Source organism: Enterobacter sp. R-25, assembly GCF_049913205.1.
GTDB classification, from domain to species: Bacteria; Pseudomonadota; Gammaproteobacteria; order Enterobacterales; family Enterobacteriaceae; genus Enterobacter; species Enterobacter ludwigii.
In genome coordinates this window covers 1,868,786-1,894,879 of record NZ_CP183982.1, presented here as the reverse complement: position 1 = coordinate 1,894,879, position 26,094 = coordinate 1,868,786, and the positions used below count along the sequence as shown (strand labels likewise).

Here is a 26,094-nt window from a genome sequence, read left to right as displayed (position 1 = left end):
CGTGGCGACGGAAACAGTCATTTTCTGGTTAGGGAGAATACATGCGAACCCTTTGGCGAATCATTGCCGGTTTCTTTAAATGGACGTGGCGACTGCTCAACTTCGTCCGCAACCTGGTGATGAATATCTTCTTCATCCTCCTGGTTCTGGTTTGCGCAGGCGTCTGGATGCATATCAGCAACGCAAATCAGGCGCAGCATTCGACTCGCGGGGCGCTGTTACTTGATATCACGGGCGTCATCGTCGATAAGCCGTCCACCAGCAATCGTCTGGGCGTTATTGGCCGTCAGCTGTTTGGCGCGACATCAGACCGTCTTCAGGAAAACTCCCTGTTCGATATCGTCGACACCATTCGTCAGGCAAAAGACGACCGCAACATTACCGGCATCGTGCTGGATCTGAAAGATTTTGCCGGCGGCGACCAGCCTTCGATGCAATACATTGGTAAAGCGCTGCGCGAATTCCGTGACAGCGGCAAGCCGGTGATTGCGGTCGGGGACAGCTACAGCCAGGGGCAGTATTATCTGGCCAGCTTCGCCAATAAAATCTGGCTCTCCCCGCAGGGTACGGTCGATCTGCATGGCTTCGCCACTAACGGTCTGTATTACAAATCGCTGCTCGACAAACTGAAAGTCACCACCCACGTCTTCCGCGTCGGAACCTATAAATCCGCCGTGGAGCCGTTTATTCGTGATGATATGTCCCCTGCGGCCCGTGAAGCGGACAGCCGCTGGATTGGTGAGCTGTGGCAGAACTATCTGAGCACCGTGGCCGCTAACCGCCAGATAACCGCTGAACAGGTGTTCCCTGGCGCGCAGGGCGTGCTGGAGGGCCTGCGCAAGGTTGATGGTGATACCGCAAAATATGCGTTGGATAACAAACTGGTCGATGCGCTGGGCACCAGCGCGGATATCGAAAAATCACTGAGCAAACAGTTTGGCTGGAGCAAAGAGGATAAAAACTTCAGCGCTATCAGCATGTACGATTATGCGACCAAAAAGCCGGATGACAGCGGTGACAGCGTCGCGGTGGTCTTTGCTAATGGTGCCATCATGGACGGCGAGGAAACGCCGGGTAACGTGGGCGGCGATACCACCGCATCGCAAATCCGCGATGCTCGCCTTGATCCGAAAGTGAAGGCGATTGTACTGCGCGTAAACAGCCCTGGCGGCAGCGTCAGCGCTTCTGAAGTGATCCGCGCTGAACTTGCCGCGGCACGTGCAGCCGGCAAGCCGGTAGTGGTATCGATGGGTGGAATGGCGGCCTCGGGCGGTTACTGGATTTCAACCCCGGCTAACTACATCGTCGCCAACCCGAGCACGCTGACCGGCTCGATTGGCATCTTTGGGGTGATTAACACCGTGGAAAACAGCCTGGATTATCTGGGCGTCCATACCGATGGCGTTGCCACTTCACCGCTGGCGGATGTGTCGGTCACCAAATCGCTGCCGCCTGAAGTCTCTGAGATGATGCAGCTCAGTATCGAGAGCGGCTACAAGCGCTTTATTACGCTGGTGGCAGAGTCCCGTAAAAAGACACCGCAACAGATCGACGACATTGCGCAGGGCCATGTCTGGACCGGCCAGGATGCGAAGAATAATGGTCTGGTAGACAGCCTGGGCGACTTTGATGACGCGGTGAAGAAAGCCGCCGAACTGGCGAAGCTCAAGCAGTGGCACGTTGAGTATTACCAGGACGAGCCGTCGTTCTTTGACCTGGTGATGAACAGCATGTCCGGCTCCGTGCGTGCCATGCTGCCTGAGGCGCTGCAGGCGTATCTGCCTGCGCCAGTCGCGACGGCGGCTAAAGCGATGAAAGCGGAAAGCGACAAACTGGCGGCCTTTAACGATCCACAAAGCCGTTACGCGTTTTGTCTGACCTGTGCAAACGTCCGTTAAACACCGTCCCCTCTTCCCGTGAAGAGGGGATTTTTTTCTTTTGAAGAACAAGAACTCACTACCATGCAGAAGAAATCGATTTATGTAGCCTACACTGGCGGTACCATCGGTATGCAGCGCTCTGAAAACGGCTATATCCCGGTCTCCGGCCACCTTCAGCGCCAGCTCGCACTGATGCCTGAATTCCACCGTCCTGAAATGCCTGACTTCACCATTCACGAATACGAGCCGCTGATGGACTCCTCCGATATGACGCCGGAAGACTGGCAGCATATCGCGGACGACATTAAAGCCCATTACGACCAGTACGACGGCTTTGTGATCCTGCATGGTACCGACACGATGGCGTTTACCGCCTCGGCACTCTCCTTCATGCTGGAGAATCTGGGCAAACCCGTCATCGTCACCGGCTCGCAAATTCCGCTGGCGGAGCTGCGTTCTGACGGGCAGATCAACCTGCTCAACTCCCTGTATGTGGCAGCGAATTACCCGATTAACGAAGTGTCGCTGTTCTTCAACAACCGACTGTATCGCGGCAACCGGACCACGAAGGCGCACGCCGATGGCTTTGACGCTTTCGCCTCACCGAACCTGCAGCCGCTGCTGGAGGCGGGCATCCATATTCGTCGTCTGGGCACCCCGCCTGCGCCGAGCACGGCGGGCGAACTGATTGTTCATCCGATCACGCCGCAACCGATTGGCGTGGTAACGATTTACCCGGGTATCTCTGCAGATGTGGTGCGTAACTTCCTGCGCCAGCCGGTGAAAGCGCTGATCCTGCGCTCTTACGGCGTGGGCAATGCCCCGCAGAACGGCGAGTTCCTGAAAGAGCTGCAGGAAGCGAGCGAGCGTGGGATCGTGGTGGTTAACCTGACGCAATGCATGTCCGGTAAAGTCAACATGGGCGGTTACGCCACCGGTAACGCCCTCGCGCATGCAGGCGTTATCAGCGGATTCGATATGACCGTTGAAGCCACGCTGACTAAACTTCACTATTTACTGAGTCAGGATCTGGACATTCAGTCCATCCGCAGCGCGATGATGCAAAACCTGCGCGGCGAACTGACGCCGGACGAATAAGGAGGCACCATGACGCAACGCGCCCTGTTACTGGTCGATTTGCAAAATGATTTCTGTGCGGGCGGCGCACTGGCCGTCGCTGAAGGTGACAGCACCGTAGACGTGGCGAATACGCTGATTGAGTGGTGCAAAACGCGGGGTGAGGCAGTAGTCGCAAGCCAGGACTGGCACCCGGCTGATCACGGCAGTTTTGCCAGCCAGCACGGCGTTGAGCCCTTCACTCAGGGTGAACTTGACGGCCTGGCACAAACCTTCTGGCCGGATCACTGCGTGCAACAGACGGAAGGTGCGCAGCTGCATCCGCTGCTGAATCAGAAGGCCATCGACGCGGTGTTTCATAAAGGGGAAAACCCGTCTATCGACAGCTACAGCGCCTTCTTTGATAACGGACATCGCCAGAAAACGGCGCTGGACGGGTGGTTACGCCATCACGAAATCACCGAACTGATTGTGCTGGGTCTGGCGACGGATTACTGCGTGAAGTTCACCGTGCTGGACGCTCTCCAGCTAGGCTATACCGTCAGCGTCATCACCGATGGCTGTCGCGGGGTGAATATTCAACCGCAGGACAGCGCACAGGCGTTTATGGATATGGCCGCGGAAGGCGCCACCCTGTATACCCTGGAAGACTGGCTGGAAACGCACGCCTGACCTTCTCGCCGGGCAAGCCACAGTGCTGCCCGGCACGCCCCGTCTCGTTCCCCATAAAGTGAACTCCCTCGCATCACCAGCGAAGCGGCAATGCTATTCTCTTCAGGCTGTTTTTTCGCCACGCCTTTTCCGTGGCGTGGTTATTTTTGTTAAGTCAAAGAGGAACTTGTATGAAACGTTTGCCTTTGCTGGCAGCATTACCCTTGCTTTGCGCGTCAGTTGCTTCCGCCACTCCCCTGATGTCTGTGGGATATTTTAACGGCGGTGGCGATGTCACCGCCGGTCCCGGTGGCGATATCAATACGCTCGACGTTCGTCAGATTACCCACCTGAACTACTCATTTGGTCTGGTCTATAACGATGAGAAAGACGAAACCCATGCTGCGCTGAAAGATCCGGCGAAACTTCATCAGATCTGGCTGTCGCCAAAAGTCGCCGCCGATCTGGCGCTAATCCCGACGCTGCGTAAGCAAAATCCAAACCTGAAAGTGTTGCTCTCCGTTGGCGGATGGGGTGCGCGTGGCTTCTCCGGCGCAGCCGCGACCCAAGAGAGCCGTGCGGTGTTTATCCGCTCGGCTCAGGAGATTGTCGAAAAATATGCGCTCGACGGCATCGATCTTGACTGGGAATACCCGGTAAATGGCGCATGGGGACTGGTGGCCAGCACGCCAGCCGATCGCGATAACTTCACCGCACTGCTGAAAGAATTGCGCGCCGCCTTCGGGCATAAAAAGCTGGTCACCATCGCGGTGGGGGCAAATGCAGAAAGTCCGAAAAGCTGGGTGGATGTGAAGGCCATTGCCCCGCTGCTCGACTACATCAACCTGATGACCTACGACATGGCGTATGGCACACAGTATTTCAACGCCAATCTGTATGACTCCAGCGACTGGCCAACGGTGGCCGCCGCAGACAAATACAGCGTGGATTTTGTGGTGAACAACTATCTGGCGGCCGGGCTGAAGCCGCAGCAGATGAACCTCGGGATTGGTTTTTACGGCCGCGTGCCGAAACGCGCCGTGGAGCCCGGTATTGACTGGACAAAACCCGATGCGCAAAACCATCCGGTGACCCAGCCCTACTTTGGGCCTCAGGAAACCGGCTTGTTCGCTTCACTGGGTTACGACCTGACCAAAGATACGTATGTGAAGTACAACGATATTGTGAAAAAGCTCTTAAACGATCCGCAGAAGCGTTTTACCGAACACTGGGACGAACGGGCGCAAGTGCCGTGGCTTTCAGTGAATGCGGCGGACGGCAAGGCGCTGTTTGCCCTTTCCTATGAGAACCCGCGTTCCGTCGCCATCAAAGCGGATTACATCAAGGAGAAAGGTCTCGCCGGGGCGATGTTCTGGGAGTACGGCGCGGATGACAATAACCAGTTAGCGAAACAGCTGGCGGAGTCGCTGGGAATTAAACCCAAAGAGTAAGGTAAGCACGCCCTCTCTCCAGAGAGAGGGCGCTGGCAGGACTGCCGCCCACCGTTACTGCATTTTTATCGTCGCGATCGGCTTTGGCGTGATACCAAAGTCCTCTTTCAGCTCGCGCTTGCTCTTCATCACCATCTGGCCTTGAGTGTCGATAGTCATGTGTTGCGCGTCGGTATTGTTACGCGCCTGCCAGAGCATCACCAGTTGCAGACTGTTCTCTTTTTGCGCCGGCGTGAGCGCGACACCGTCCGGCCATTTTCCCAGTTCAACAGCAGTCACCAGGCGCTGATACACCTCCGGCGTCATACCGCTAATCATGTCATCAATATTCACGATCTCTCCCTTTCAAAGGAATAATTTGCTGAATCGTTTTTTCAACCTTTTATCTGGTCACCGTTTTCATCATCGGTGAAGCTCATCGACGCTGAATTCACACAGAAACGCTCACCCGTCGGTTGAGGGCCATCCGGGAAGACGTGTCCAAGGTGGGCGTCACAGGTTCCGCAACGAATTTCAGTACGCACCATGCCGTGCGACGTGTCGCTCAGGTAGCGGATCGCATCGTCGCTGACCGGCTCATAAAAGCTTGGCCAGCCACAGCCAGAATCGAACTTCGTTTGGGAATTGAACAACGGGGCGTCACATACCAGACAGTGGTAGACACCGTCGCGCTTGTTGTGCAGTAAACGGCCGGTAAAAGGCGGTTCGGTTCCGTGATTTTGCGTCACGTAAAACTGCATTTCGGTGAGGTTTTTTTTCAAATCGTCAGGGTTACGTTGGTTCGACATATGCTTACATCTCGCTGTAGAAACAGACACCTTTTAACCCGGATTCTAACAAAACATTAACACCCTTGCGTGCACTTTTGTTCTAAACTTATGTGTCGCGAAAAGGCGGTCAGGCAATTGTGATCATGTTCACATTTTTATCCTGCGAGGACTTTAAAATGCCGCGCGCAGCCCCCATGTGGTTGCTAGCTCAAAGGGAAAGTGAGGCGAGTCAGTCGCACAAACGTTAGTCACAGGATTGATTTGTCGCAATGATTGACACGATTCCGCTTGACGCTGCGTAAGGTTTTTGTAATTTTACAGGCAACCTTTTATTCACTAACAAATAGCTGGTGGAATATATGACTATCAAAGTAGGTATCAACGGTTTTGGCCGTATCGGCCGTATTGTTTTCCGTGCTGCTCAGAAACGTTCTGACATCGAAATCGTTGGTATCAACGATCTCCTGGACGCTGAATACATGGCGTACATGCTGAAGTACGACTCAACTCACGGTCGTTTCGACGGCACCGTTGAAGTGAAAGACGGCCACCTGGTTGTTAATGGCAAAACCATCCGCGTTACTGCTGAGAAAGACCCAGCTAACCTGAAATGGAACGAAATCGGTGTTGATGTTGTAGCTGAAGCTACCGGTATCTTCCTGACCGACGAAACTGCGCGTAAACACATCACCGCGGGTGCGAAAAAAGTTGTTCTGACCGGTCCTTCTAAAGACAACACCCCAATGTTCGTTCGTGGTGCAAACTTCGAAACTTACGCTGGCCAGGACATCGTTTCTAACGCATCCTGCACCACCAACTGCCTGGCACCGCTGGCTAAAGTAATCAACGACAACTTCGGCATCGTCGAAGGTCTGATGACTACCGTTCACGCGACCACCGCGACTCAGAAAACTGTTGACGGCCCGTCTCACAAAGACTGGCGTGGCGGCCGTGGCGCGGCTCAGAACATCATCCCATCCTCTACCGGTGCAGCTAAAGCTGTAGGTAAAGTACTGCCAGAACTGAATGGCAAACTGACTGGTATGGCGTTCCGCGTTCCAACTCCTAACGTATCCGTTGTTGACCTGACCGTTCGTCTGGAAAAAGCTGCTTCTTATGAAGAAATTAAGAAAGCAATCAAAGCTGCTTCCGAAGGCGCAATGAAAGGCGTTCTGGGCTACACCGAAGACGACGTTGTATCTACCGATTTCAACGGCGAAGTGTGCACTTCCGTGTTCGATGCTAAAGCAGGTATCGCACTGAACGACAACTTCGTGAAACTGGTTTCCTGGTACGACAACGAAACCGGCTACTCTAACAAAGTACTGGACCTGATCGCTCACATCTCCAAATAAGTTGAGATGAGTTCTTGATCCAAAAAGGCGACTTCGGTCGCCTTTTTTATTGTTTTTAGACAGAGGATTGCTTAATGATTAATAAAATTTTTGCACTTCCGGTAGTCGAACAACTTACCCCTGTGCTCTCCCGCCGACAGATTGATGGTGCGGATATCATCGTCGTTGACCACCCGCGCGTAAAAGCCTCCGTGGCGCTGAACGGCGCACACCTGCTCTCCTGGAAACCTGAAGGCGAAACGGAAGCACTGTGGCTGAGCGACGCGACCTCCTTTAAAAAAGGGGATGCGATTCGCGGCGGCGTGCCTATTTGCTGGCCATGGTTTGGTCCTTCCGCTGAGAAAGGCCTACCCTCTCACGGTTTTGCCCGTAACCAGCAGTGGACGCTGAAAGCGCACAATGAAGACGATAACGGTGCGGTACTGACCTTTGAGCTGCAGGCGAATGAGGAAACCCGCGCCCTGTGGCCGCACGATTTCACCCTGTACGCACGCTTCAAGCTGGGCAAAACCTGCGAAATCGAACTGGAAGCGCACGGTGAATTTGAAACCACCTCCGCCCTGCACACCTATTTCAACGTTGGTGACATCAGCGCCGTGAAGGTGAGCGGCCTTGGCGATACCTTTATCGACAAGGTGGATAACGCGAAAGAAGGAAAACTGAGCGACGGCATTCAGACGTTCCCGGACCGTACTGACCGCGTTTACCTGCATCCGGAAGCGTGCAACGTGATCCACGACAGCGCCCTGAACCGTGGTATCGAAGTGGTACACCACCATCACAGCAACGTGGTGGGCTGGAACCCAGGCCCGGCACTTTCTGTCAGTATGGCCGACGTGCCTGATGACGGTTACAAAACCTTCGTCTGTGTGGAAACGGCGTGCGTCACTGCGCCACAAAAAACCAGCGAAGAAAAACCGTCTCGCTTAGGGCAGACAATCAGTATTGTGAAGCGCTAATACGCTACCGCCCCTCTTCCTGTAAAGGAGAGGGGCATGCGTCAGGATTAAACGACATCCAGCGGGAGTTTATGGGTGGGTGGCGGGAAAGCATTATCCAGTTTGTGACGTTCTTCCGCGGTGAGGGTTATCTCCAGCGCTCCAGCGTTGGCGTTAACATGCTCAATCGAGGCCGCTTTCGGTATGGCAATAACACCCTGATGGCGGATAACCCACGCCAGCAGAATTTGGGCGGCAGTGGCGCGGTGGTTATGCGCGATGGCATTCACGACCGGATGGTTCATCAGCCCCGAACGCAGGCGCCCGGCCTGAGCCAGCGGGCAGTAAGCCATCACCGGCATCGCCTGTTGCTGACACCAGGGAAGCAGATCAAATTCAATTCCCCGTGACGCCAGATGATAAAGCACCTGATTAGTGGCACAGGCGGAACCGCCCTCTTCACGCCACAGCGCCTGCATATCTTCATAATCCAGGTTTGAGACGCCCCAGCGGCCAATTTTTCCCTGCTGCTGGAGTGTGTCCATCAGCGTAATGGTTTCATCCAGGCCATAGTTACCGCGCCAGTGCAGAAGGTAGAGATCGATATGGTCTGTCCCGAGACGTCGCAGACTGGCATCACACGCCGCCAGGCCTTTCTGACCGCCAGCGTTCCACGGGTAGACTTTTGATACCAGAAAAACGTTGTCGCGCTGGCCCTTAATCGCCTCCCCGACCACCTCTTCCGCTCCACCTTCGGCATACATTTCAGCGGTATCAATTAACGTTAACCCCAGATCAATGCCCGCCCGCAGTGCATTCACTTCGGATTTACGCTGGCTGGCTTTTTCTCCCATATACCAGGTACCCTGTCCGATAGCCGGAAGTGGACGCCCTGCGGAAAAGGTCACGGTTTTTACGTTCATATCATCCCCTCTTTTTCGTTGCACCACACCAATGCAAACGGGGCGCAAGCGCCCCGTTTTGATGCAATGATTGCACTTTTTTAATGCACAATCAGAACTTGTAGGACACACCGACTGAGAATATGCCCGCCCAGGACTTATCAACCATCGGGCTGTCTTTCACTTCATCGCTCAGACGCTCATAGCGCCCGGTACCGTAGACGTTCCAGTCACCGAGGAAGTTATAGCTTGCCGTCAGCTCAAGGTACGGATCCCAGCCGTCGTCCGCACTGTAGCTCTTCAGACCGCTACGACGGGATTCGTTCTTAGAAACACCATAGTAGTAGTCGTTGTAGTTCTCACTGTTATATTGCACACCGATACCCGGGGTTAGCGTTAACGCACCGTTGGTGTAGCGATAGAGCCAGGCCAGATCCCAGATAAAACCGTTGCTGTTATCCAGCGTATCCCCCGCAAGTGCGGTACGCAGGAAGCCATATTCGGTGTTATGCACATAAGAGAGTCCCGCCATCATGGTGCTCTTACGCTTGTCGAGCTGGCGAAGCGCATGGCTGTCGCTGTCACCCGGCTTGAAGTGCGTCGGATCGTAGTAAGCCATGATGGAGAGCTTGTCGGCCGTATCATTCCAGAGATAGTAGCCACCGCCCAGACCGCGGAACCAGAAGTTATCGCCTTCATAGGTGACAACCGGAACTGGATAAACATCACGATCATACTGTTTGTATGGGCTGTTAATCACACCAACGCCCGCGCCAACAGTCCACTGACTTTCCGCCGCCTGTGCGGTGCTAACAGCGGTTGTGGCAAGTACGCCCAATGCCAGAAGTTTGAGTTTGGTCACAATCCATTCTTTCCTGTAGTCAAATAATCAGCGAGAGAAGTTTAACCGCCATTGTCGTACATCCCAAAATTTTTTGCCTGCTAATCAGTCTGATTAACCCGTTATTTTCAACTTTTCAGGTGACAGCCTGCTTTCATTTATATGACTACTGAATGAAAAACGTGCTTTTACCCTAAAACAGCAGGGGAAATTTTTGGATGAGTTATTGATATGTCATTGAAATTAGATTTTATCGGCATGCAAGTTTTGCAAATGCCATCTACGCTTTAAATTAAGAAGAGTTTTTTCTTAACACCCTGCGGTTCTTAGCGTCTGACCTGGCACACAGGTTGCTGCTCTGGCAGTGAGGTGCGAGAGATTCTCTTCCGGGAGCCTCCACTACTCATACGAACGGCTCTTATCCTGTGCTAAAAAACGAAAGGACGGCATGCCATGAATATATTCGATCACTATCGCCAGCGTTATGAAGCTGCCAAGGACGAAGAGTTCACACTGCAGGAGTTTCTTACCATTTGTCGGCAAGATCGCAGTGCCTATGCCAATGCGGCAGAACGGCTATTAATGGCTATTGGTGAGCCAAACATGGTTGATACTGCCCTGGAACCTCGGCTTTCCCGTCTCTTTTCGAATCGGGTGGTCGCCCGCTACCCGGCGTTTGAAGAGTTCTATGGTATGGAAGATGCCATCGAACAGATTGTCTCCTACCTGAAGCATGCCGCCCAGGGTCTGGAAGAGAAGAAACAGATCCTTTATTTACTCGGCCCTGTGGGTGGGGGTAAATCATCACTGGCTGAACGTCTGAAATCACTGATGCAGCGCGTCCCTATCTATGTGCTGAGCGCTAACGGTGAACGCAGCCCGGTGAATGACCATCCGCTGTGCCTGTTTAATCCGCAGGAAGATGCGCAAATTCTGGATAAAGAGTTTGGTATTCCGCGGCGCTATCTTGGCACCATCATGTCGCCTTGGGCGGCAAAACGCCTGCACGAGTTTGGTGGGGATATCACCAAATTCCGCGTCGTCAAGGTGTGGCCATCCATTCTGGAACAGATTGCTATCGCCAAAACTGAACCGGGGGATGAGAACAACCAGGATATCTCCGCTCTGGTGGGTAAAGTCGATATTCGTAAGCTGGAAAACTACGCGCAAAACGACCCGGATGCCTACGGTTACTCGGGTGCGCTGTGCCGCGCCAACCAGGGGATTATGGAGTTCGTCGAGATGTTTAAAGCACCAATTAAAGTGCTGCATCCGCTGCTGACGGCCACCCAGGAAGGCAACTACAACGGTACGGAAGGTATTTCCGCCCTGCCGTTTAACGGCATTATCCTCGCGCACTCGAACGAATCTGAGTGGGTCTCCTTCCGTAATAACAAAAACAATGAGGCGTTCCTTGACCGTGTCTACATCGTCAAAGTGCCTTATTGCCTGCGGATCTCCGAAGAGATCAAAATTTACGAGAAACTGCTTAACCACAGTGAGCTGGTACACGCACCTTGCGCACCAGGCACCCTGGAAACGCTGTCGCGCTTCTCCATTCTCTCGCGCCTGAAAGAGCCGGAAAACTCCAGCATCTACTCGAAAATGCGCGTGTATGACGGGGAAAGCCTGAAAGATACCGACCCGAAAGCGAAGTCTTATCAGGAGTACCGCGACTACGCCGGTGTGGACGAAGGGATGAACGGTCTGTCCACGCGTTTCGCCTTTAAGATCCTCTCCCGCGTGTTTAACTTCGACCATGCGGAAGTGGCGGCCAACCCGGTTCATCTGTTCTACGTGCTGGAGCAGCAAATTGAACGCGAGCAGTTCCCGCAGGAACAGGCTGAACGCTACCTTGAGTTCCTGAAAGGCTACCTGATCCCGAAATATGCGGAGTTCATCGGCAAAGAGATCCAGACCGCCTACCTGGAGTCTTATTCAGAGTACGGGCAGAACATTTTTGACCGTTATGTCACCTATGCTGACTTCTGGATCCAGGATCAGGAGTACCGCGACCCGGATACCGGCCAGCTGTTCGACCGGGAATCCCTGAACGCAGAGCTGGAAAAAATCGAGAAGCCAGCCGGGATCAGTAACCCAAAAGACTTCCGTAACGAGATTGTGAACTTCGTCCTGCGCGCCAGAGCGCATAACAACGGACGTAATCCGAACTGGACCAGCTACGAGAAACTGCGCACGGTAATCGAGAAGAAAATGTTCTCCAATACCGAAGAGCTGTTGCCGGTGATTTCGTTTAACACTAAAACGTCAACCGATGAGCAGAAAAAACACGACGATTTTGTCGACCGTATGATGGAGAAAGGCTACACCCGCAAACAGGTTCGCCTGCTCTGCGAATGGTATCTGCGCGTACGTAAATCGTCTTAATACAAGTACAAGTGCCCGGTAGCGCATACGCCTGCCGGGCTACAAAAATGTCCGGCACGTCCGGACACTGCAAGTTGGCAAATGCAGTACGGGGGATATATGACCTGGTTTATTGACCGTCGTCTTAACGGCAAAAACAAGAGCACGGTAAATCGCCAGCGCTTCTTGCGCCGTTATAAAGCGCAAATTAAACAGTCGATCTCCGAGGCCATCAACAAACGCTCGGTGACCGACGTCGACAGCGGCGAATCTGTCTCCATCCCCACCGATGACATCAGCGAACCGATGTTTCATCAGGGACGTGGCGGCCTTCGCCATCGCGTACACCCAGGTAATGACCACTTCGTGCAGAACGACAGAATCGAGCGCCCGCAAGGCGGCGGGGGCGGTTCAGGAAGCGGTCAGGGACAGGCCAGCCAGGACGGTGAAGGACAGGATGAGTTTGTCTTCCAGATTTCAAAAGATGAGTATCTCGACCTGCTGTTTGAGGATCTGGCGCTGCCGAATCTGAAAAAGAACCAGCATCGTCAGCTTAACGAGTACAAAACCCATCGCGCGGGATATACCGCAAACGGCGTGCCCGCCAACATCAGCGTGGTCCGTTCGCTGCAGAACTCTCTGGCGCGACGCACGGCTATGACGGCAGGTAAACGGCGCGAACTCCGCGAGCTGGAGAGCAGCCTGAAGGTGGTGGAAAATACTGAACCGGCGCAACTGCTGGAAGAGGAACGCCTGCGCAAAGAGATAGCCGAACTCCGGGCTAAAATAGACCGGGTACCGTTTATCGACACCTTCGACCTGCGCTACAAAAATTACGAAAAACGCCCCGAACCGTCGAGCCAGGCGGTCATGTTCTGTCTGATGGATGTCTCCGGTTCGATGGACCAGGCCACCAAGGATATGGCGAAGCGTTTTTATATCCTGCTCTATCTGTTCCTGAGCAGAACCTATAAGAACGTGGAAGTGGTCTATATTCGCCACCACACTCAGGCGAAAGAGGTGGATGAACATGAGTTCTTCTACTCGCAGGAGACCGGTGGCACCATCGTGTCGAGCGCTCTGAAACTGATGGATGAAGTGGTGAAAGAGCGTTACGACCCGGCGCAGTGGAACATCTATGCCGCGCAGGCATCAGATGGCGATAACTGGGCAGATGACTCCCCGCTGTGTCACGATATTCTGGCGAAGAAAATTCTGCCGGTGGTGCGTTACTACAGCTATATCGAAATTACCCGCCGTGCTCACCAGACGCTGTGGCGTGAGTATGAACATCTGCAATCGATGTTTGATAACTTTGCCATGCAGCATATCCGCGATCAGGATGATATCTATCCGGTGTTCAGGGAACTGTTCCATAAACAAAGTTCAACAACAAGTTAATCATCATTAATCAGCCAGTTATTTATACTAACTGGCTGATCTTTTGGCTTTCAGGGTAATTAGCCTGTAAAGGGCAAGCGGATTATTTAATACCTCAACAATCCCATGTTTGACTAAAATTCTTTCTTCCGATATTGGCACACCCCTACCAGGGTTATATGTTTGTTGGATAAGCTATACGATAAACTAAGGATAAGCATATCCGGAGAAGGAAGAACAACAGGCGCATAAAAATTGCCCAAAGCAGGAACGTATTGCTGACCTACCAAAACCGAACATTGAATCCACCTTACCTCCAGTGTTAGAGTCATCAACTCGCGGCCATTTACACATAATTTTAAGCGTTAAGCCCCGTAGGGCCTTTTCACAGATGCGTTATGCAGCCATTGAAATTATTTCTCCACCGACGGCAGAACAACTTACCCAACTCCAGGGCGCGCCAGAGCTTACTGACGCACAGGTGGCCTACCTCGCAGTAATGACTGGTAGCAATCACTACAGGTAATATACGGGTGGAGAGCCTCCTCGTGGATGGGAATGCATATACTATTTTTATGGATGTCGAGCTGACTTTTAGCCAAAATGAAAAGAAATTGGTACCACGCTAACTAACACCAGATAAGTATTCAAGGAGTCTTTAATGTTTCGATGGATAAAAAAAGCAAACAGATCTAAAAACTATTTTTTGAAAAGGATCAAACTTAAGTTAAAACTTAACTTATTGAGTATGATTGCCGCTCAGGGGCGTACTTCTCGAACGAGACATGGGTCGGGCACAAACCATCTGATTATCCCCTTCATTGGTAAAGGGATTGGTGATGCTATTGTCATTGGTGGTGTGATTGAGACTCTGGTAAGAAACAATTTTCAGGTCTCTGTTATTGCAGATAAAAGGACGCACTTTCTCTTCAAAGAATGGCACAATTTAGAAGCTCTTTACTTTTATGAACCTAACAACAAAAAGATGCTAATCAAGGTGTTAAGGGAACTTCCACCTTTTGTATTTGTTGACTCGCATGAAATAACTCATTCAAATGTCGAAACATTTAATTTAATCAGACTAATAAAACCACACAAAACAATCGGTTTTACCAGGAAGTATCGTATCTATGACGAAGTAATTAACATTAGCTGCCCTTTGTCACATATAAGCACAAGATACATTGATTTCCTGAAGCATCTGGGGATATCGGCACAGAACTATGATTACACTGTGATCATACCTGACGACGATGTACAAAAAGCAAAGGATTTTCTTAAGAAAACCACTGATAAAAAAACGGTTGCGTTCATTCCTTACGGCAGTGTGAGTGAACGTTTCTTCTCAACAGCGCAGATTGAGGCCATTACCAGTCACATGGCTAAATATAAAGATACTTTTCACTTAATCATTCTTGGCGAACAACATAAAATAAAGCCTATTCCCGATGCAGATCATGTCACTAAGAGTTCATTGCCCTCATTCTTTTCGGCTGCACAAATCATAAAAGAGAGTGCACTCGTGATTTCTCCAGATACATCATTCGTGCATGTATCCAGAGCATTTAAGAAAAAACTAATTTGCCTCTATCCATTTAAAATGCTTGTCGCTCAGGCAGATAATGCTGATGTCTGGGGGCCAAACTATGAATCAGCTATCCAGGTTAGACTGAAAGAGCGCCGCGTGATGGATACTGATGTTCGGCCTATACTGAATATTATTGACGAACAATTGAAGAGTATCGCCGATAATAGTTCGAGATAAAGAAATCACATCTGTAATTTTTCTCGCTTCTCAGGACTTTCACTTTATGAAACCTGAGAAGCTTCATGCCTGTTAAGCGTTTTTAAATCTTTCTCCGATCTCACCTGCACATTGCAGCTGGATATAATCTCTTCTGATGCCGACACATAATCAGCGGGTAAAGCAATCGCCCAACAGCAACGTCTATACCAACGGCGAAATATTCTGTGCTAAGGTTAAACGCTGCGTATTGGTATTTAACAGGTAAATCGCTATGTCTGATGACGTTAAGGGAACAACAACCCACCAGCAACTCATTACGTTGTTAACCCAGCAGGGCGCGCGATTTCGCGTCATGGAGCATGACGCCGTGGGGAAATGTGAAGCGGTGAGTGAGATCCGCGGAACCGATCTGGGACAAGGGGCAAAAGCACTGGTCTGTAAGGTGAAGGGAAACGGCGTAAAAAAACACGTTCTGGCGATCCTCGCCGCCGATCTGCAGGCCGATTTAAGCCAGCTTGCCAGCCATTTTGGGGGGATAAAAGCGTCTCTCGCAAGCCCTGCCGAAGTCGATACCCTGACCGCCTGCGTTTTTGGCGCCATTCCGCCTTTTAGCTTCCATCCCGATCTGGCACTGGTGGCCGACCCGCTCCTGTTTGAGCGTTTTGATGAAATCGCGTTTAACGCCGGTCTGCTGGAAAAATCCGTGATTATGGATACGCAGGATTATTTGCGTATCGCCCGTCCTGAGCTGGTGACGTTCCATAAAGCGTAATCGTGTAGCTGGCATCGTGTCAGCCTTTTTTTTCCAGAAAAATAACTGACGCGACCAGGATAATGGCAACAGCGAAAAACGATGAAGAGATGATCAGCGTTTCGACAAACATGTGATCGTACATTTTTGCGACCCTTTTTCGATGCCTGCCCCTGTTTTATCCCCCGTAAATGACAGGGTTATGACAGCAGTAAAATCTTTTTAAAAACTGTCTTCAGCCGTGTTTCCGCGTAAAGTAAGCAGGCTTACTCTTTTGGCAAGGATTCCTTATGTTTGACCCGACTCTGCTCATTCTTCTGGCCCTCGCTGCGCTTGGCTTTGTCAGCCATAACACCACCGTCGCTATCTCAATTCTGGTGCTGATCATTGTGCGCGTGACCCCGTTAAACACCTTTTTCCCGTGGATAGAAAAACAAGGTCTCACCATCGGGATCATCATTCTGACCATTGGGGTGATGGCACCTATCGCCAGCGGTACGCTGCCTGCCTCGACGCTGCTGCACTCGTTTGTGAACTGGAAATCGCTGATAGCGATAGCGGTAGGCGTTTTTGTCTCGTGGCTGGGCGGGCGTGGCGTTACGCTGATGAGCAGCCAGCCCTCGCTGGTGGCCGGTCTGCTGGTGGGAACCGTGCTCGGTGTGGCGCTCTTTCGTGGCGTTCCGGTGGGCCCGCTGATTGCAGCCGGGCTGGTCTCACTTTTTATCGGGAAGTCGTAGTCAGGCTGGCTATATAGCGCGCTGGCGTCTGCCCCAGCCCCTTCTTAAACATCGTGATAAACGCGGTGGTGGAGTCGTACCCCAGCGACTGTGCCACCTGCTGTACCGACTTTCCCCCAATCAACAGCTGTAACGCCACAATAAGCTGCAGCTGATGCCGCCAGCGGCGAAAGCTCAGGCCCGTTTCTTTCACCACCAGGCGCGCCAGATTGCGCTCACTCATGGCAAAGTGGCTCGCCCATTGCGCCAGCGTCTGCCAGGCGGCAGGCTCTTCCGCCATCTTCTCGCTCATCAGCCGGATTTTTGGATGAGGCGAAACGGGCAGTTGCAAATGTTCCTGACGCTGCAGCGGTAGCTCGTCAAAAAGAACATCCACCAGACGCAATGTGGCAGCAAGCGAAAGCGCTTCACGTGATTTTTCCGCCAGCGATAAGATCAGTTCCCGCACCAGAGGGGAGATCTTCAGGGTGCAGCAGCGATCGGGCAAACTTACCGCTCCGGGTTCAATAAATAAAAAGCAAAGCTGGGCACCCGGCGTGGCCTTATTGCTGTGCGGCATCTGGCCAGGGATCCACACGGCATACTGGGGCGGTACCATCAGCATGGCGTTTTCCACTTCACAGGTGATGGCGCCCCCCAGCGCCAGAATCAGCTGTCCCTTACGGTGTTGGTGTCGCGGAATGTATTGTTCCTGCGCCACCACGCGGATGCGAAACGCGACAGCCGCATCATGCTGGCTATCGGGATCGTAGCCGTCCAGTCCGAGACCAATCATCAGGTTGTCCGATATTAGCGATAAACTGTCATTTTAGCCTGATTTCAACCGTGGAGAAAATCGGTATTGTGTGCGCTCGCTTGAACGTATGAGAACACAATGACTACTGCAATTCGGGTTTCAGGAAAACAAGGCGCGCTGCTGATCGCAGGTATCCTGATGATTGCCACTACGCTTCGCGTCACCTTTACCGGAGCAGCACCACTGCTCGATACCATTCGTCTCGATTATGGCTTGAGTACGGCGCAAACCGGTCTGCTGACCACCCTGCCTCTGCTGGCTTTCGCCCTTATCTCCCCGCTCGCCGCAGGTGTTGCCCGGCGTATCGGCATGGAACGCAGCCTGTTTATCGCCCTGCTGCTGATTTGCGTCGGCATTGCTGTGCGCTCCCTGCCTTCCGCCCCCCTGCTTTTCATCGGTACGGCGGTGATTGGTTGCGGTATCGCACTGGGTAATGTGCTTTTGCCTGGGTTAATTAAACGTGACTTCCCGGGACAGGTTGCCAGACTCACCGGTGCGTATTCCCTGACGATGGGGATCTCCGCGGCGTTAGGTTCCGCACTGATTGTTCCGCTGGCGCAAGGGGAAGCCGGCTGGCATGGCGCCCTGCTAATGCTGATGGCCTTTCCGCTGGCTGCACTACTGCTCTGGCTGCCACAGTGGCGTCAGAAACACGTTGCGACGGTGACCGGTGCAGGCGCGTTACATAACCGCGCCATCTGGCGCTCTGCCCTCGCCTGGCAGGTCACCCTTTTTCTGGGGATTAACTCGCTGATTTACTATGTCATCATCGGCTGGCTACCGGCGATCCTGCTCAGCCACGGGTATAGCGAAGCCCAGGCGGGTTCTGTGCACGGACTCTTACAGCTGGCCACCGCCGTTCCGGGTCTCGCTGTCCCGCTGATCCTCCATCGTCTGAAGGATCAGCGAGCAATCGCCGGCGTCGTGGCGCTGTTGTGCGCGATAAGCGCAGCAGGATTGTGGTTTGCGCCGGGAATGGCGGTCATGTGGACGCTGGTGTTTGGTTTTGGTACCGGGGCAACGATGATCCTTGGCCTGACTTTCATCGGGCTGCGCGCCAGCTCTGCGCATCAGGCCGCGGCCTTGTCCGGCATGGCACAGTCGGTGGGCTATCTGCTGGCCGCCTGTGGCCCGCCGTTGATGGGCAAAATTCACGATGCTGCCGGTGACTGGCGGTATCCGCTTCTGGCCTGTGCACTGGCCGCCGTGATCATGGCCGTTTGCGGTATGCTTGCCGGGCGTGACCGGGAGGTCACGCCCCGTTAGTAGAATGGCAGACCACCAGGTCTGCCTTTTTATCCGCGCGCCGCGCGCAGCATTGCCTGTACCAGCACCACCGGTCGACCTTCCAGCGCGGCACGTTCATGCTGGAATAAAGTGATCACGAAGAACGGATGGGTCAGTAGCTCCGCGGCGCGAATTTCACCCTGCTCGTCCCAGCCGGTGACGCGCATTTCACCGCTCTCCAGCTCCCGTGCAAATTCCGGCGACACACCGTAATTGCAGTGATATCCCTCCACGATTTCCGGTTTGCCATAGGCTTTGGCGATGAGCGTATTGTTGCGCAGCTCAATTGCATCGGTTTTTTCCACCAGCGAGCAGGTTAATGGCGCAATCACCATTGTGCCTTCGGTATCCGTTTCGGCATGAGCCGCATCGTGCCAGCCCAGCACATTACGGGCGTACTCAATCAGCGCATGCTGGAACCCGCCGCAGGTGCCGAGGAAGGGAATGCTGTTTTCGCGTGCGTAGCGTGCAGCGATAAAGGCCGCCGCCGTGTTTTTGTACGGGCTTGCGGGAACCAGCCAGATAGCGTCATAACCCACCAGATCTTCCGGGCTGGTCAGTTCCGTGGTCGCGAGCCAGTCATAATCAGCGGTGAGGTCAAGAACGGCAGCGGCGTCGTCAATTGCCAGCGGGATCGCCTGGTGCGCAATAACATCGGGATTGTAATCGCCAACCAGCGCAATGCGCAGTGTGGTTTTAGCCGGGAGGTGTTCCATGAAAGGTTCCTTATGCCTGAGTATTAGCAGATAACATAAGGAACCTCAGACTACCGATCTTCTGCAATTATCACAATACCTTAAATTGGGTGGGTAAAGACAAAGTGCTAGAGTAATACGCAGAACGTTTTGCCGCAGCTGAGGAGAAAAGATGATCCAGTGTAAACGCGTATACGAACAGGCAAGCCCGGACGATGGTTATCGGGTGCTGGTAGACAGACTCTGGCCACGTGGCGTGAAAAAAACCGATCTCGCGTATGATGAATGGTGTAAAACGCTCACCCCGTCCAACGATTTACGCAAGGCGTTTCATAGCGAAACCCTTGATTTCAACGCCTTCAGCAAGGCGTACCGGGAAGAGCTGGCGCAGCACAAGGACGAGGGGTTGCGTCTTGTGGCGCTGGCCAGCAAGCAGACCTTAACCCTTCTCTATGGCGCGAAAGATAAGGAACACAATCACGCCCTGGTGTTAGCCGACTGGCTGCGTAATGTCTAGTCAGTCGATCATCAGTTCATCAAGGATTTGCGGCGCCGTATCCGGGGTAAGCGGCATCAGATGTTCGGCGCGAATAAACGCAAAGCCGTGCTGATTGTCAAACGCGAAGACATCACCGGTCACCAGCCAAAGCGCGCGATCCGAGGTGGTGGGTAACTGCGTCATGACGCCATTGACCGGATTAACGAAACGCTGGCCGGGCTGACACAGGCCAAACAGTTCAACAGATTTACCAATATTACGACGGCCGGACGCCGTGCGGGCACCGATGATCATCGCCATGCTGCCCGGTTTAAGCTGAAACATACTTCTCTCACGATAACGGTAGCCATCGAAAGGCTAAGAATAATCCTAAAGAGAAGTGTACCGCAGCCACTATCCCGCTGTCACCTGGCAGGTTGCGGATGATCGCGACGATAAAGCGCCCATTCATCGATCACTTCGCCGCCGGGCAACTTGCACTCCGTGCGAACCCCTTGCGGGCTCTGAACCGGGACCTGTTCCCCGCCTTTATTCAGGCAGTAGACGGAGGCGGGATTAGCCATCCCGATAACATGGGGCGGTTTCGGGGCATCAGGCGGGGATGTTTTGGAGGTACAGGCGGCCAGCGGTAACGCCAGTGCCAGAAGCAGTAATCTCATCTCATTGATCCTTTTAACTTCATCAGACTTTAAGGGTAACGGGTCATCGCCGCTTTCTCCACGATTTCTCCATCTTAACTGCACTTTTCCACACTACAGTGGCACGTGTTCTCAATGACCAGAGAACATCATTCCGTAATCAAGATGTCTTTGCCCCGGTCTCAACATCGGGGCTTTTTTTCTCCCCCGCTCCCCTGTGATGAATATTAAAATTTTTATATTCATGTTTTACTATGCCCGAAGTCGAAAAATTCAGCATAACATGCAGATGCAGACGTCTTCTGCATGGGAGTGAGCCTACGTCATGTCGGATATTATCCTTGCCCGTGTTTCAGAAACGCTCTCCACTGAGCAGTCCCTTGAAAGTCTCGTCCGCCAGCTGCTGGAGATGCTGGAGATTGTGACTGAAATGGAGTCCACCTACCTGACGAAGGTCGATATCAATGCGCGGCTGCAGCATATCCTCTACGCCCGCAACAGCAAGCAGATGCAGATCCCTGAGGGGCTTAACGTTCCATGGGGCGACACGTTGTGTAAGCGCGCCATCGAGAGTGGTACGTTGTTCAGTAACGAGGTGGCAGAGCGCTGGCCGGATTGCGATGCCGCGAAAGCCCTTGGCATTACAACCTACATGAGTATCCCTATTCACCTTGCGGATGGTTCACTCTATGGCACGCTCTGCGCCACCAGCACGGAAAAGAAACATCCCAGCGATCGCGGTGAACAAGTTCTGAAATTATTCGCCGGGTTGATTGCCCAGTATATTCAGAAAGAGTCGCTGGTGATCCAGCTTCGGGAAGCCAATGCGGCACTCATTGCGCACTCTTATACCGATGCCCTTACCGGATTACCAAACCGCCGCGCCATCTTCGAAGAGCTGACGACCCTGTTTTCACTGGCAAAGCACCTTAAACGCAACGCCATCATCGCGTTTATCGACCTTGATGATTTCAAGCTGATTAACGACCGTTACGGGCATGAATCAGGCGATCGGTTCCTGATTGAAGTGGGTAAACGTCTGACTGAAGAAAAACAGGCGGACGAGATAATCGGCCGGCTGGGCGGTGATGAGTTTCTGGTGGCCTCGCTTAGCCAGACCAATAGTACGGGTGAGAGCACACAGATTAACCTGCTTAAAACGCGCCTCGACGCCCGTATTGCAGGAGAATACTGGCTGGGGAGCGTAAACATTATTTATCCTGGTGCCAGCTTCGGTGTGATTGAAGTTGACCCCACCGTGACCGATCCGGACAGTGCGTTACGCGCGGCTGATGTCGCGATGTATCAGCATAAGAAAGGAAAAAGCAAAACGCGCTTTCTCGCGATGGATTAACCCCGTACACTCTACGGCGTTATAAAAACCGAAACAGGTGATGGTATGAGAATAGGGATCCTCTTCCCGGTCGTTATTTTTATAACGGCGGTAGTGTTTTTGGCCTGGTTTTTTGTCGGTGGTTACGCTGCTCCGGGGGCATAAATGAGAAAAACAACCCTCATTATGCTGATCGTGGCAATCGTGGCTGTTGCAGGCTCGCAGCTAGGCTGGTGGTAAATCCACCACGTAAAAAGGCCGCCATATGGCAGCCTTTTTCAACATTTATCAGGCTTAGCTTTTGATTTTTCTGTAGATAAACAGAACAACCAACGCACCGATCACCGCGACAGCGAAGCTGCCGAAGTTAAAGCCATCGACCTTACCAAAGCCGAACAGCGTACTGATCCAACCGCCCACCACTGCACCGATAATCCCCAGTATTACGGTGACGATAAACCCACCGCCATCTTTGCCCGGCATAATCCACTTCGCCAGAATACCTGCAATAAGCCCAAAGATAATCCAGGATAAAATTCCCATAAGTTTCCTCTCCGTATGGTTTTTGTCATTAAATCAACGACACAAGAAAGGATAGCACAGGATTTCAGAAAGGAAATTTGTGATAAGCATCACGGTGAGAGAGTGCGCGTTTATTCATCAACAGCACCACAAGAAATGTGGGGTTGCATCTTTTGTTGAGAAAGATTATCTTTCTCAACACTGAATAGTTGAGCGAAACACTCAGGTATTCAGTACGACATTGCTCACATTGCTTCCAGTATTTCTTGCCCACTCTAGAGTGGGCTTTTTTTTGCCTACACCGCTACAAAAGCGTGCCGGTTTCGCCCTGCACGTTTTGCCTGATAGAGCGCCTGGTCGGCGGCTATAATGATGTTCTGCTGGCTGCCCGCGATATCCACGGCACGCGCAGTGGAGATCCCGACGCTAACCGTGACCCGCCCGAAGGGACTGAAAGCATGTTCAATATGCAGCGAAAAGACATTGCGAATGATCGTCTGACCGAGGCGGAGCGCTTCCTGGATATCCGTGTCTGGCAGGATCAGTGCAAACTCTTCCCCACCATAGCGCGCCACAACCTGGTTGTCCCGGTTGAGGCTCTCCCTGAGGCTATTTCCCAGCAGGGTTAAACAGCGGTCCCCTTCGGGATGACCATAGTTATCGTTGTATTTTTTGAAGTAGTCCACATCGACAATCAACACCGAAATCGGGGCGTCGCTGGCCGCACAGGCCGCAATTTCTGACAGAATTTTTTCATCAAAAATGCGTCGGTTGAAAAGCCCTGTTAGCGCATCTTCAGACGCAATAATCTTCAGCGCCCTGTTATCCCGTGTTTTTCTGGATAAATCGGAATAGAGGAAACAGGACGCCGCAATGAGTATCGCGGTAAAAACCAAAATGAGTACAGAAAGCTGGAGAGCCTGCTTGCGCCAGGGGGCGAGCGCTTCTTGCGTACTGACCGCCACGGTGGTGACGAGCCCGTAGCGCTTGTTCTTCTCGAAAGCATAAATGCGTTCGATTTTATCAAACCGTGAGACAGAGCTGGCGATACCCGCGTTTTGTACCTTGAGGTATGTCCTGAAGAGAGGCGAATCCGAAACAATCGCGCCGATGTAATTATTTTTAAACGGATGACGTACCAGCAACACGCCTGACTGGGTTGTTAAGCCGATCACGCCTGAGTGACCAATATTGATCTGCCCGTATAACGCCAGAAAATTTTCGATACCCAGCGTAACCACAACGACACCGTTAAACGCGCCGGTAGGGGTTTCCAGCCGACGACTAATGGTTATGACCCATTTACCATTCGTTCTGCTGACCACCGGCTGGCCAATAAAAATCTGCTGGCTCTTATTTTCTTTGTGGTAGATAAAAAACGACCTGTCCACCCCTTTCCGGGGTCCGGAAAAACTTTCATGCAGTGCCGTAAAAATATTCCCTTGCGCATCGTAAACAACCACATTATTTATCTGGATAAGAAGATTATCCTGATTGCTTATCATCCGCTGGATATTTTTGGCCTGTTGTGGGGTCATGCCATAAATTTTGATTATGTCTGAAACCGAAGTAATCAACATTTCACTTTGGCGCATGATCCCTTCGCTGTACACGTCTAAGGTATGGCTCAGGTTGGCAACACTGGTATTTATTTGCTGGATTGACTGCTGCCTGGACGTGGTAATTTGGACGGCAAGCGACAGCGAAATGATCAATGAGACAATGATGACGGTAATAGTTGTTGTGTAAAAAGTATTTTTCACATGCACGAGCTCTTCCACCTTATCAGGCCTGACATCCCTGGCTGACAACTAGAGTCACTGTAACAAAGCTCAGGATAAGAGGAAAATGAATTGCACTTAAGCATACAACAGAAATCTGATGATATTTCGCTTTTCGCAAACGGGCATCAGATATTATTACTGGGCCCCTTTCACAGAAAAAAATCTCTTACAGACTGACCTTCTCCAGCGGCTTAGATAAGATGACTTTAATAAATTCTTTATACGAGACCGGTTTACCAAAATAGTATCCCTGCAACAGGGTAATCTGATTACGGTTGAGATAGTCCAGTTGCTCCTTCGTTTCTACCCCTTCAGCCACGATATGCAGTGAGAGTTTTTTCGCCAGGTCAATCACACAGTCCAGCAGGATCGTAGAGTCTTTCGCCTCTGATACCCGGTTCACGAAACTTTTATCGATTTTAATATAATCAATCGCCAGCGCGTGCAGACAGGAGAGTCCGGAATACCCGGTCCCAAAGTCATCAAGCGCAATGACGAAACCGGCGTTATGTAACGCATTGAGATTTTCCACCAGATGAGGATTATCGATCAGCGGTTCACGCTCGGTCACTTCGAGAACCAGTTTGACCTCTTTACCATAAAAGCCTTTTCCAAAGACCCGGCAGTCAGCGATAAAAGAAGGCGCATTGATGTGTCTGGCGCTAATGTTCACCCCGATGTGAAATCCGTCCGGCAACTTAGGCAAAAGCGGCTTAAGCTCGGTCACCACTTTCGCCATTAACCCTTTGGTCAGCGGAATTATCAGACCGCTGCGCTCGGCAATCGGAATAAAAACATCCGGTGGGATAAAGCCTGATTTTGGGTGCTTCCACCTTGCCAGTACTTCCACGCCATACAAACCGCCGGTATCGCCATTCACGATCGGCTGATAGTACGGAACGATCTCGCCGTGGATGATGGCTTTACGCAGATCGTCTTCAAACGAGTTGCTTTTCCCCCTGTAGCGACGGATAAGAATGCCAACAGCCGCAGATAACGCAAGGATAAGCAGTATCAGGCTCCATCCCTGGTGCAGTAAACGCGTCAGGCTGAAAAAGGCGGGAGGCTGCCAGGCCATGCTAAACGGAAAATGTGCCGATGCAGTTAAGGAGCCCACCCACTTCACGGGGGGCCAGCCGCTCACATCGCCCGCGCCGGCTATCGCTTTTTCGCCAACAACCAGCCTCAGTCCCGTGCTGTTTGCTGCACTCGCAATAACATCCCGCAAATGCGCATCGCTAACGCTTACGATAACGCGCCCTTTCGCGACGGGCATCTGGAAAAGTAACACCGGAATGCCGTTCACCAGGCGATTACCGGGGAGCAGCATCAATTCTTTGTTGGGCAGCGTCTGCGGGCGAACAATCAATACGCCGTTTCCGGGAAGGGAGGTACAGACGATCCTGCCCTGCTGCTCAATCATAATGGCGCGAAGATGCGGTTTCAGCGCAGCTTCCGAACCCAGTTCACGCTGTCCGGTGTCGGTACACCCTGCAGCGGCGACCCGTTTTGCGGTATCTGCAGCACTGACAGCCTCAGCAAGAATGGCCTCAATTTTACGCGTGCTTGCGGCGGCGATTTCGGCATAATTTGACCGGGCCATATGCCACAACTGCCAGTTAATGATCAGCATGCCACTCAGAAACACAAATAAGGCACACAGAATGGGGAGCATAACGTTGCGCACGATTTT

At 52.4% G+C, this 26,094-nt stretch carries 28 protein-coding genes; 16 read left to right on the top strand and 12 right to left on the bottom strand.

Annotation, left to right across the window (positions count from 1 at the left end):
* Window positions 1-41 precede the first annotated feature (41 nt).
* From sppA to ACN9MQ_RS09030, 4 genes are all read left to right on the top strand, one after another.
* On the top strand, window positions 42-1,898 hold the full coding sequence (gene sppA / locus ACN9MQ_RS09045) for a signal peptide peptidase SppA (RefSeq protein WP_426021428.1): 1,857 nt from the start codon (window positions 42-44) through the stop codon (window positions 1,896-1,898).
* Between the two features lie 63 nt (window positions 1,899-1,961).
* Complete coding sequence (gene ansA / locus ACN9MQ_RS09040; RefSeq protein ID WP_020884438.1) at window positions 1,962-2,978, top strand: asparaginase; 1,017 nt, start codon at window positions 1,962-1,964, stop codon at window positions 2,976-2,978.
* A 9-nt stretch (window positions 2,979-2,987) separates the two neighbouring features.
* Window positions 2,988-3,629 carry a bifunctional nicotinamidase/pyrazinamidase gene (pncA, locus tag ACN9MQ_RS09035; RefSeq protein ID WP_020884439.1) on the top strand — a complete coding sequence of 214 codons (642 nt, stop codon included), beginning with the start codon at window positions 2,988-2,990 and terminating at the stop codon, window positions 3,627-3,629.
* A gap of 170 nt (window positions 3,630-3,799) precedes the next feature.
* A complete protein-coding gene (locus ACN9MQ_RS09030) occupies window positions 3,800-5,059 on the top strand; it encodes a glycoside hydrolase family 18 protein (RefSeq protein ID WP_020884440.1) in 1,260 nt (419 codons plus the stop codon).
* A 54-nt stretch (window positions 5,060-5,113) separates the two neighbouring features.
* Here ACN9MQ_RS09030 and ACN9MQ_RS09025 read toward each other — a convergent pair whose 3' ends face one another.
* Window positions 5,114-5,377 carry a YeaC family protein gene (locus ACN9MQ_RS09025; RefSeq protein WP_198921897.1) on the bottom strand — a complete coding sequence of 88 codons (264 nt, stop codon included), beginning with the start codon at window positions 5,375-5,377 and terminating at the stop codon, window positions 5,114-5,116.
* A gap of 56 nt (window positions 5,378-5,433) precedes the next feature.
* The gene (msrB, locus tag ACN9MQ_RS09020; RefSeq protein WP_020884441.1) at window positions 5,434-5,847 is read right to left on the bottom strand and encodes a peptide-methionine (R)-S-oxide reductase MsrB; all 414 of its coding nucleotides are present in this window, start codon (window positions 5,845-5,847) and stop codon (window positions 5,434-5,436) included.
* A gap of 341 nt (window positions 5,848-6,188) precedes the next feature.
* Between msrB and gapA the strand changes: the two genes are divergently transcribed.
* Window positions 6,189-7,184, top strand: a complete 996-nt coding sequence (gene gapA, locus ACN9MQ_RS09015; RefSeq protein WP_020884442.1) for a glyceraldehyde-3-phosphate dehydrogenase — start codon at window positions 6,189-6,191, stop codon at window positions 7,182-7,184.
* 74 nt (window positions 7,185-7,258) lie between these two features.
* Entirely contained in the window at window positions 7,259-8,143 is an 885-nt protein-coding gene (locus ACN9MQ_RS09010) for a D-hexose-6-phosphate mutarotase (RefSeq protein ID WP_014169640.1), read from the top strand.
* Window positions 8,144-8,190: 47 nt separating this feature from the next.
* Here the strand turns inward: ACN9MQ_RS09010 and ACN9MQ_RS09005 are convergent, their stop codons facing one another.
* Together ACN9MQ_RS09005 and ACN9MQ_RS09000 are read right to left on the bottom strand one after the other, a co-directional pair.
* A complete protein-coding gene (locus ACN9MQ_RS09005; RefSeq protein WP_251884810.1) occupies window positions 8,191-9,045 on the bottom strand; it encodes an aldo/keto reductase in 855 nt (284 codons plus the stop codon).
* Between the two features lie 91 nt (window positions 9,046-9,136).
* Window positions 9,137-9,886 carry a MipA/OmpV family protein gene (locus ACN9MQ_RS09000; RefSeq protein WP_251884811.1) on the bottom strand — a complete coding sequence of 250 codons (750 nt, stop codon included), beginning with the start codon at window positions 9,884-9,886 and terminating at the stop codon, window positions 9,137-9,139.
* Between the two features lie 432 nt (window positions 9,887-10,318).
* On the opposite strand from ACN9MQ_RS09000, the gene yeaG reads away from it, so the two are divergent.
* From yeaG to ACN9MQ_RS08980, 4 genes are all read left to right on the top strand, one after another.
* Window positions 10,319-12,253, top strand: coding sequence for a protein kinase YeaG (gene yeaG, locus ACN9MQ_RS08995; protein WP_014169637.1), 1,935 nt, complete (start codon window positions 10,319-10,321; stop codon window positions 12,251-12,253).
* A 99-nt stretch (window positions 12,254-12,352) separates the two neighbouring features.
* Window positions 12,353-13,633, top strand: coding sequence for a YeaH/YhbH family protein (locus ACN9MQ_RS08990; RefSeq protein ID WP_049022945.1), 1,281 nt, complete (start codon window positions 12,353-12,355; stop codon window positions 13,631-13,633).
* A gap of 640 nt (window positions 13,634-14,273) precedes the next feature.
* The gene (locus ACN9MQ_RS08985) at window positions 14,274-15,377 is read left to right on the top strand and encodes a glycosyltransferase family 9 protein (RefSeq protein ID WP_044868256.1); all 1,104 of its coding nucleotides are present in this window, start codon (window positions 14,274-14,276) and stop codon (window positions 15,375-15,377) included.
* 253 nt (window positions 15,378-15,630) lie between these two features.
* Window positions 15,631-16,131, top strand: coding sequence for a YbaK/prolyl-tRNA synthetase associated domain-containing protein (locus tag ACN9MQ_RS08980; protein ID WP_014169635.1), 501 nt, complete (start codon window positions 15,631-15,633; stop codon window positions 16,129-16,131).
* A 19-nt stretch (window positions 16,132-16,150) separates the two neighbouring features.
* Here the strand turns inward: ACN9MQ_RS08980 and yoaI are convergent, their stop codons facing one another.
* Window positions 16,151-16,255, bottom strand: coding sequence for a small membrane protein YoaI (gene yoaI, locus ACN9MQ_RS08975; RefSeq protein WP_014169634.1), 105 nt, complete (start codon window positions 16,253-16,255; stop codon window positions 16,151-16,153).
* 145 nt (window positions 16,256-16,400) lie between these two features.
* On the opposite strand from yoaI, the gene ACN9MQ_RS08970 reads away from it, so the two are divergent.
* Entirely contained in the window at window positions 16,401-16,847 is a 447-nt protein-coding gene (locus ACN9MQ_RS08970; RefSeq protein ID WP_014169633.1) for a DUF441 domain-containing protein, read from the top strand.
* Here ACN9MQ_RS08970 and ACN9MQ_RS08965 read toward each other — a convergent pair.
* The gene (locus ACN9MQ_RS08965; RefSeq protein WP_422711920.1) at window positions 16,831-17,622 is read right to left on the bottom strand and encodes an AraC family transcriptional regulator; all 792 of its coding nucleotides are present in this window, start codon (window positions 17,620-17,622) and stop codon (window positions 16,831-16,833) included. The genes ACN9MQ_RS08970 and ACN9MQ_RS08965 overlap by 17 nt on opposite strands.
* Before the next feature lie 99 nt (window positions 17,623-17,721).
* Between ACN9MQ_RS08965 and ACN9MQ_RS08960 the strand changes: the two genes are divergently transcribed.
* The gene (locus ACN9MQ_RS08960; RefSeq protein ID WP_014169631.1) at window positions 17,722-18,909 is read left to right on the top strand and encodes a CynX/NimT family MFS transporter; all 1,188 of its coding nucleotides are present in this window, start codon (window positions 17,722-17,724) and stop codon (window positions 18,907-18,909) included.
* Between the two features lie 29 nt (window positions 18,910-18,938).
* Here ACN9MQ_RS08960 and ACN9MQ_RS08955 read toward each other — a convergent pair whose 3' ends face one another.
* On the bottom strand, window positions 18,939-19,646 hold the full coding sequence (locus ACN9MQ_RS08955; protein WP_014169630.1) for a CTP synthase C-terminal region-related (seleno)protein: 708 nt from the start codon (window positions 19,644-19,646) through the stop codon (window positions 18,939-18,941).
* Window positions 19,647-19,797: 151 nt separating this feature from the next.
* Between ACN9MQ_RS08955 and ACN9MQ_RS08950 the strand changes: the two genes are divergently transcribed.
* Window positions 19,798-20,142: a DUF488 domain-containing protein gene (locus ACN9MQ_RS08950; RefSeq protein ID WP_073396579.1), complete on the top strand. Its 345-nt coding sequence runs from the start codon at window positions 19,798-19,800 to the stop codon at window positions 20,140-20,142.
* Here ACN9MQ_RS08950 and ACN9MQ_RS08945 read toward each other — a convergent pair whose 3' ends face one another.
* Together ACN9MQ_RS08945 and ACN9MQ_RS08940 are read right to left on the bottom strand one after the other, a co-directional pair.
* Window positions 20,143-20,448, bottom strand: coding sequence for a hypothetical protein (locus ACN9MQ_RS08945; protein WP_020884446.1), 306 nt, complete (start codon window positions 20,446-20,448; stop codon window positions 20,143-20,145).
* A gap of 80 nt (window positions 20,449-20,528) precedes the next feature.
* On the bottom strand, window positions 20,529-20,783 hold the full coding sequence (locus ACN9MQ_RS08940; protein WP_020884447.1) for a putative hemolysin: 255 nt from the start codon (window positions 20,781-20,783) through the stop codon (window positions 20,529-20,531).
* Window positions 20,784-21,087: 304 nt separating this feature from the next.
* Between ACN9MQ_RS08940 and ACN9MQ_RS08935 the strand changes: the two genes are divergently transcribed.
* The 3 genes from ACN9MQ_RS08935 to yoaJ are packed head-to-tail and all read left to right on the top strand — an operon-like array spanning window position 21,088 to window position 22,335.
* Entirely contained in the window at window positions 21,088-22,116 is a 1,029-nt protein-coding gene (locus tag ACN9MQ_RS08935; protein ID WP_219372899.1) for a sensor domain-containing diguanylate cyclase, read from the top strand.
* 45 nt (window positions 22,117-22,161) lie between these two features.
* Complete coding sequence (locus tag ACN9MQ_RS08930) at window positions 22,162-22,260, top strand: YoaK family small membrane protein (protein WP_014883431.1); 99 nt, start codon at window positions 22,162-22,164, stop codon at window positions 22,258-22,260.
* Window positions 22,261-22,335, top strand: a complete 75-nt coding sequence (yoaJ, locus tag ACN9MQ_RS08925) for a protein YoaJ (protein WP_071605476.1) — start codon at window positions 22,261-22,263, stop codon at window positions 22,333-22,335.
* 54 nt (window positions 22,336-22,389) lie between these two features.
* Here the strand turns inward: yoaJ and ACN9MQ_RS08920 are convergent, their stop codons facing one another.
* The 3 genes from ACN9MQ_RS08920 to ACN9MQ_RS08910 form a co-directional block, all read right to left on the bottom strand.
* On the bottom strand, window positions 22,390-22,638 hold the full coding sequence (locus ACN9MQ_RS08920; protein ID WP_006174788.1) for a GlsB/YeaQ/YmgE family stress response membrane protein: 249 nt from the start codon (window positions 22,636-22,638) through the stop codon (window positions 22,390-22,392).
* A 275-nt stretch (window positions 22,639-22,913) separates the two neighbouring features.
* Entirely contained in the window at window positions 22,914-24,386 is a 1,473-nt protein-coding gene (locus ACN9MQ_RS08915; protein ID WP_032679672.1) for a sensor domain-containing diguanylate cyclase, read from the bottom strand.
* A gap of 181 nt (window positions 24,387-24,567) precedes the next feature.
* Window positions 24,568-26,088: an EAL domain-containing protein gene (locus ACN9MQ_RS08910; RefSeq protein WP_082209474.1), complete on the bottom strand. Its 1,521-nt coding sequence runs from the start codon at window positions 26,086-26,088 to the stop codon at window positions 24,568-24,570.
* Window positions 26,089-26,094: the final 6 nt, after the last annotated feature.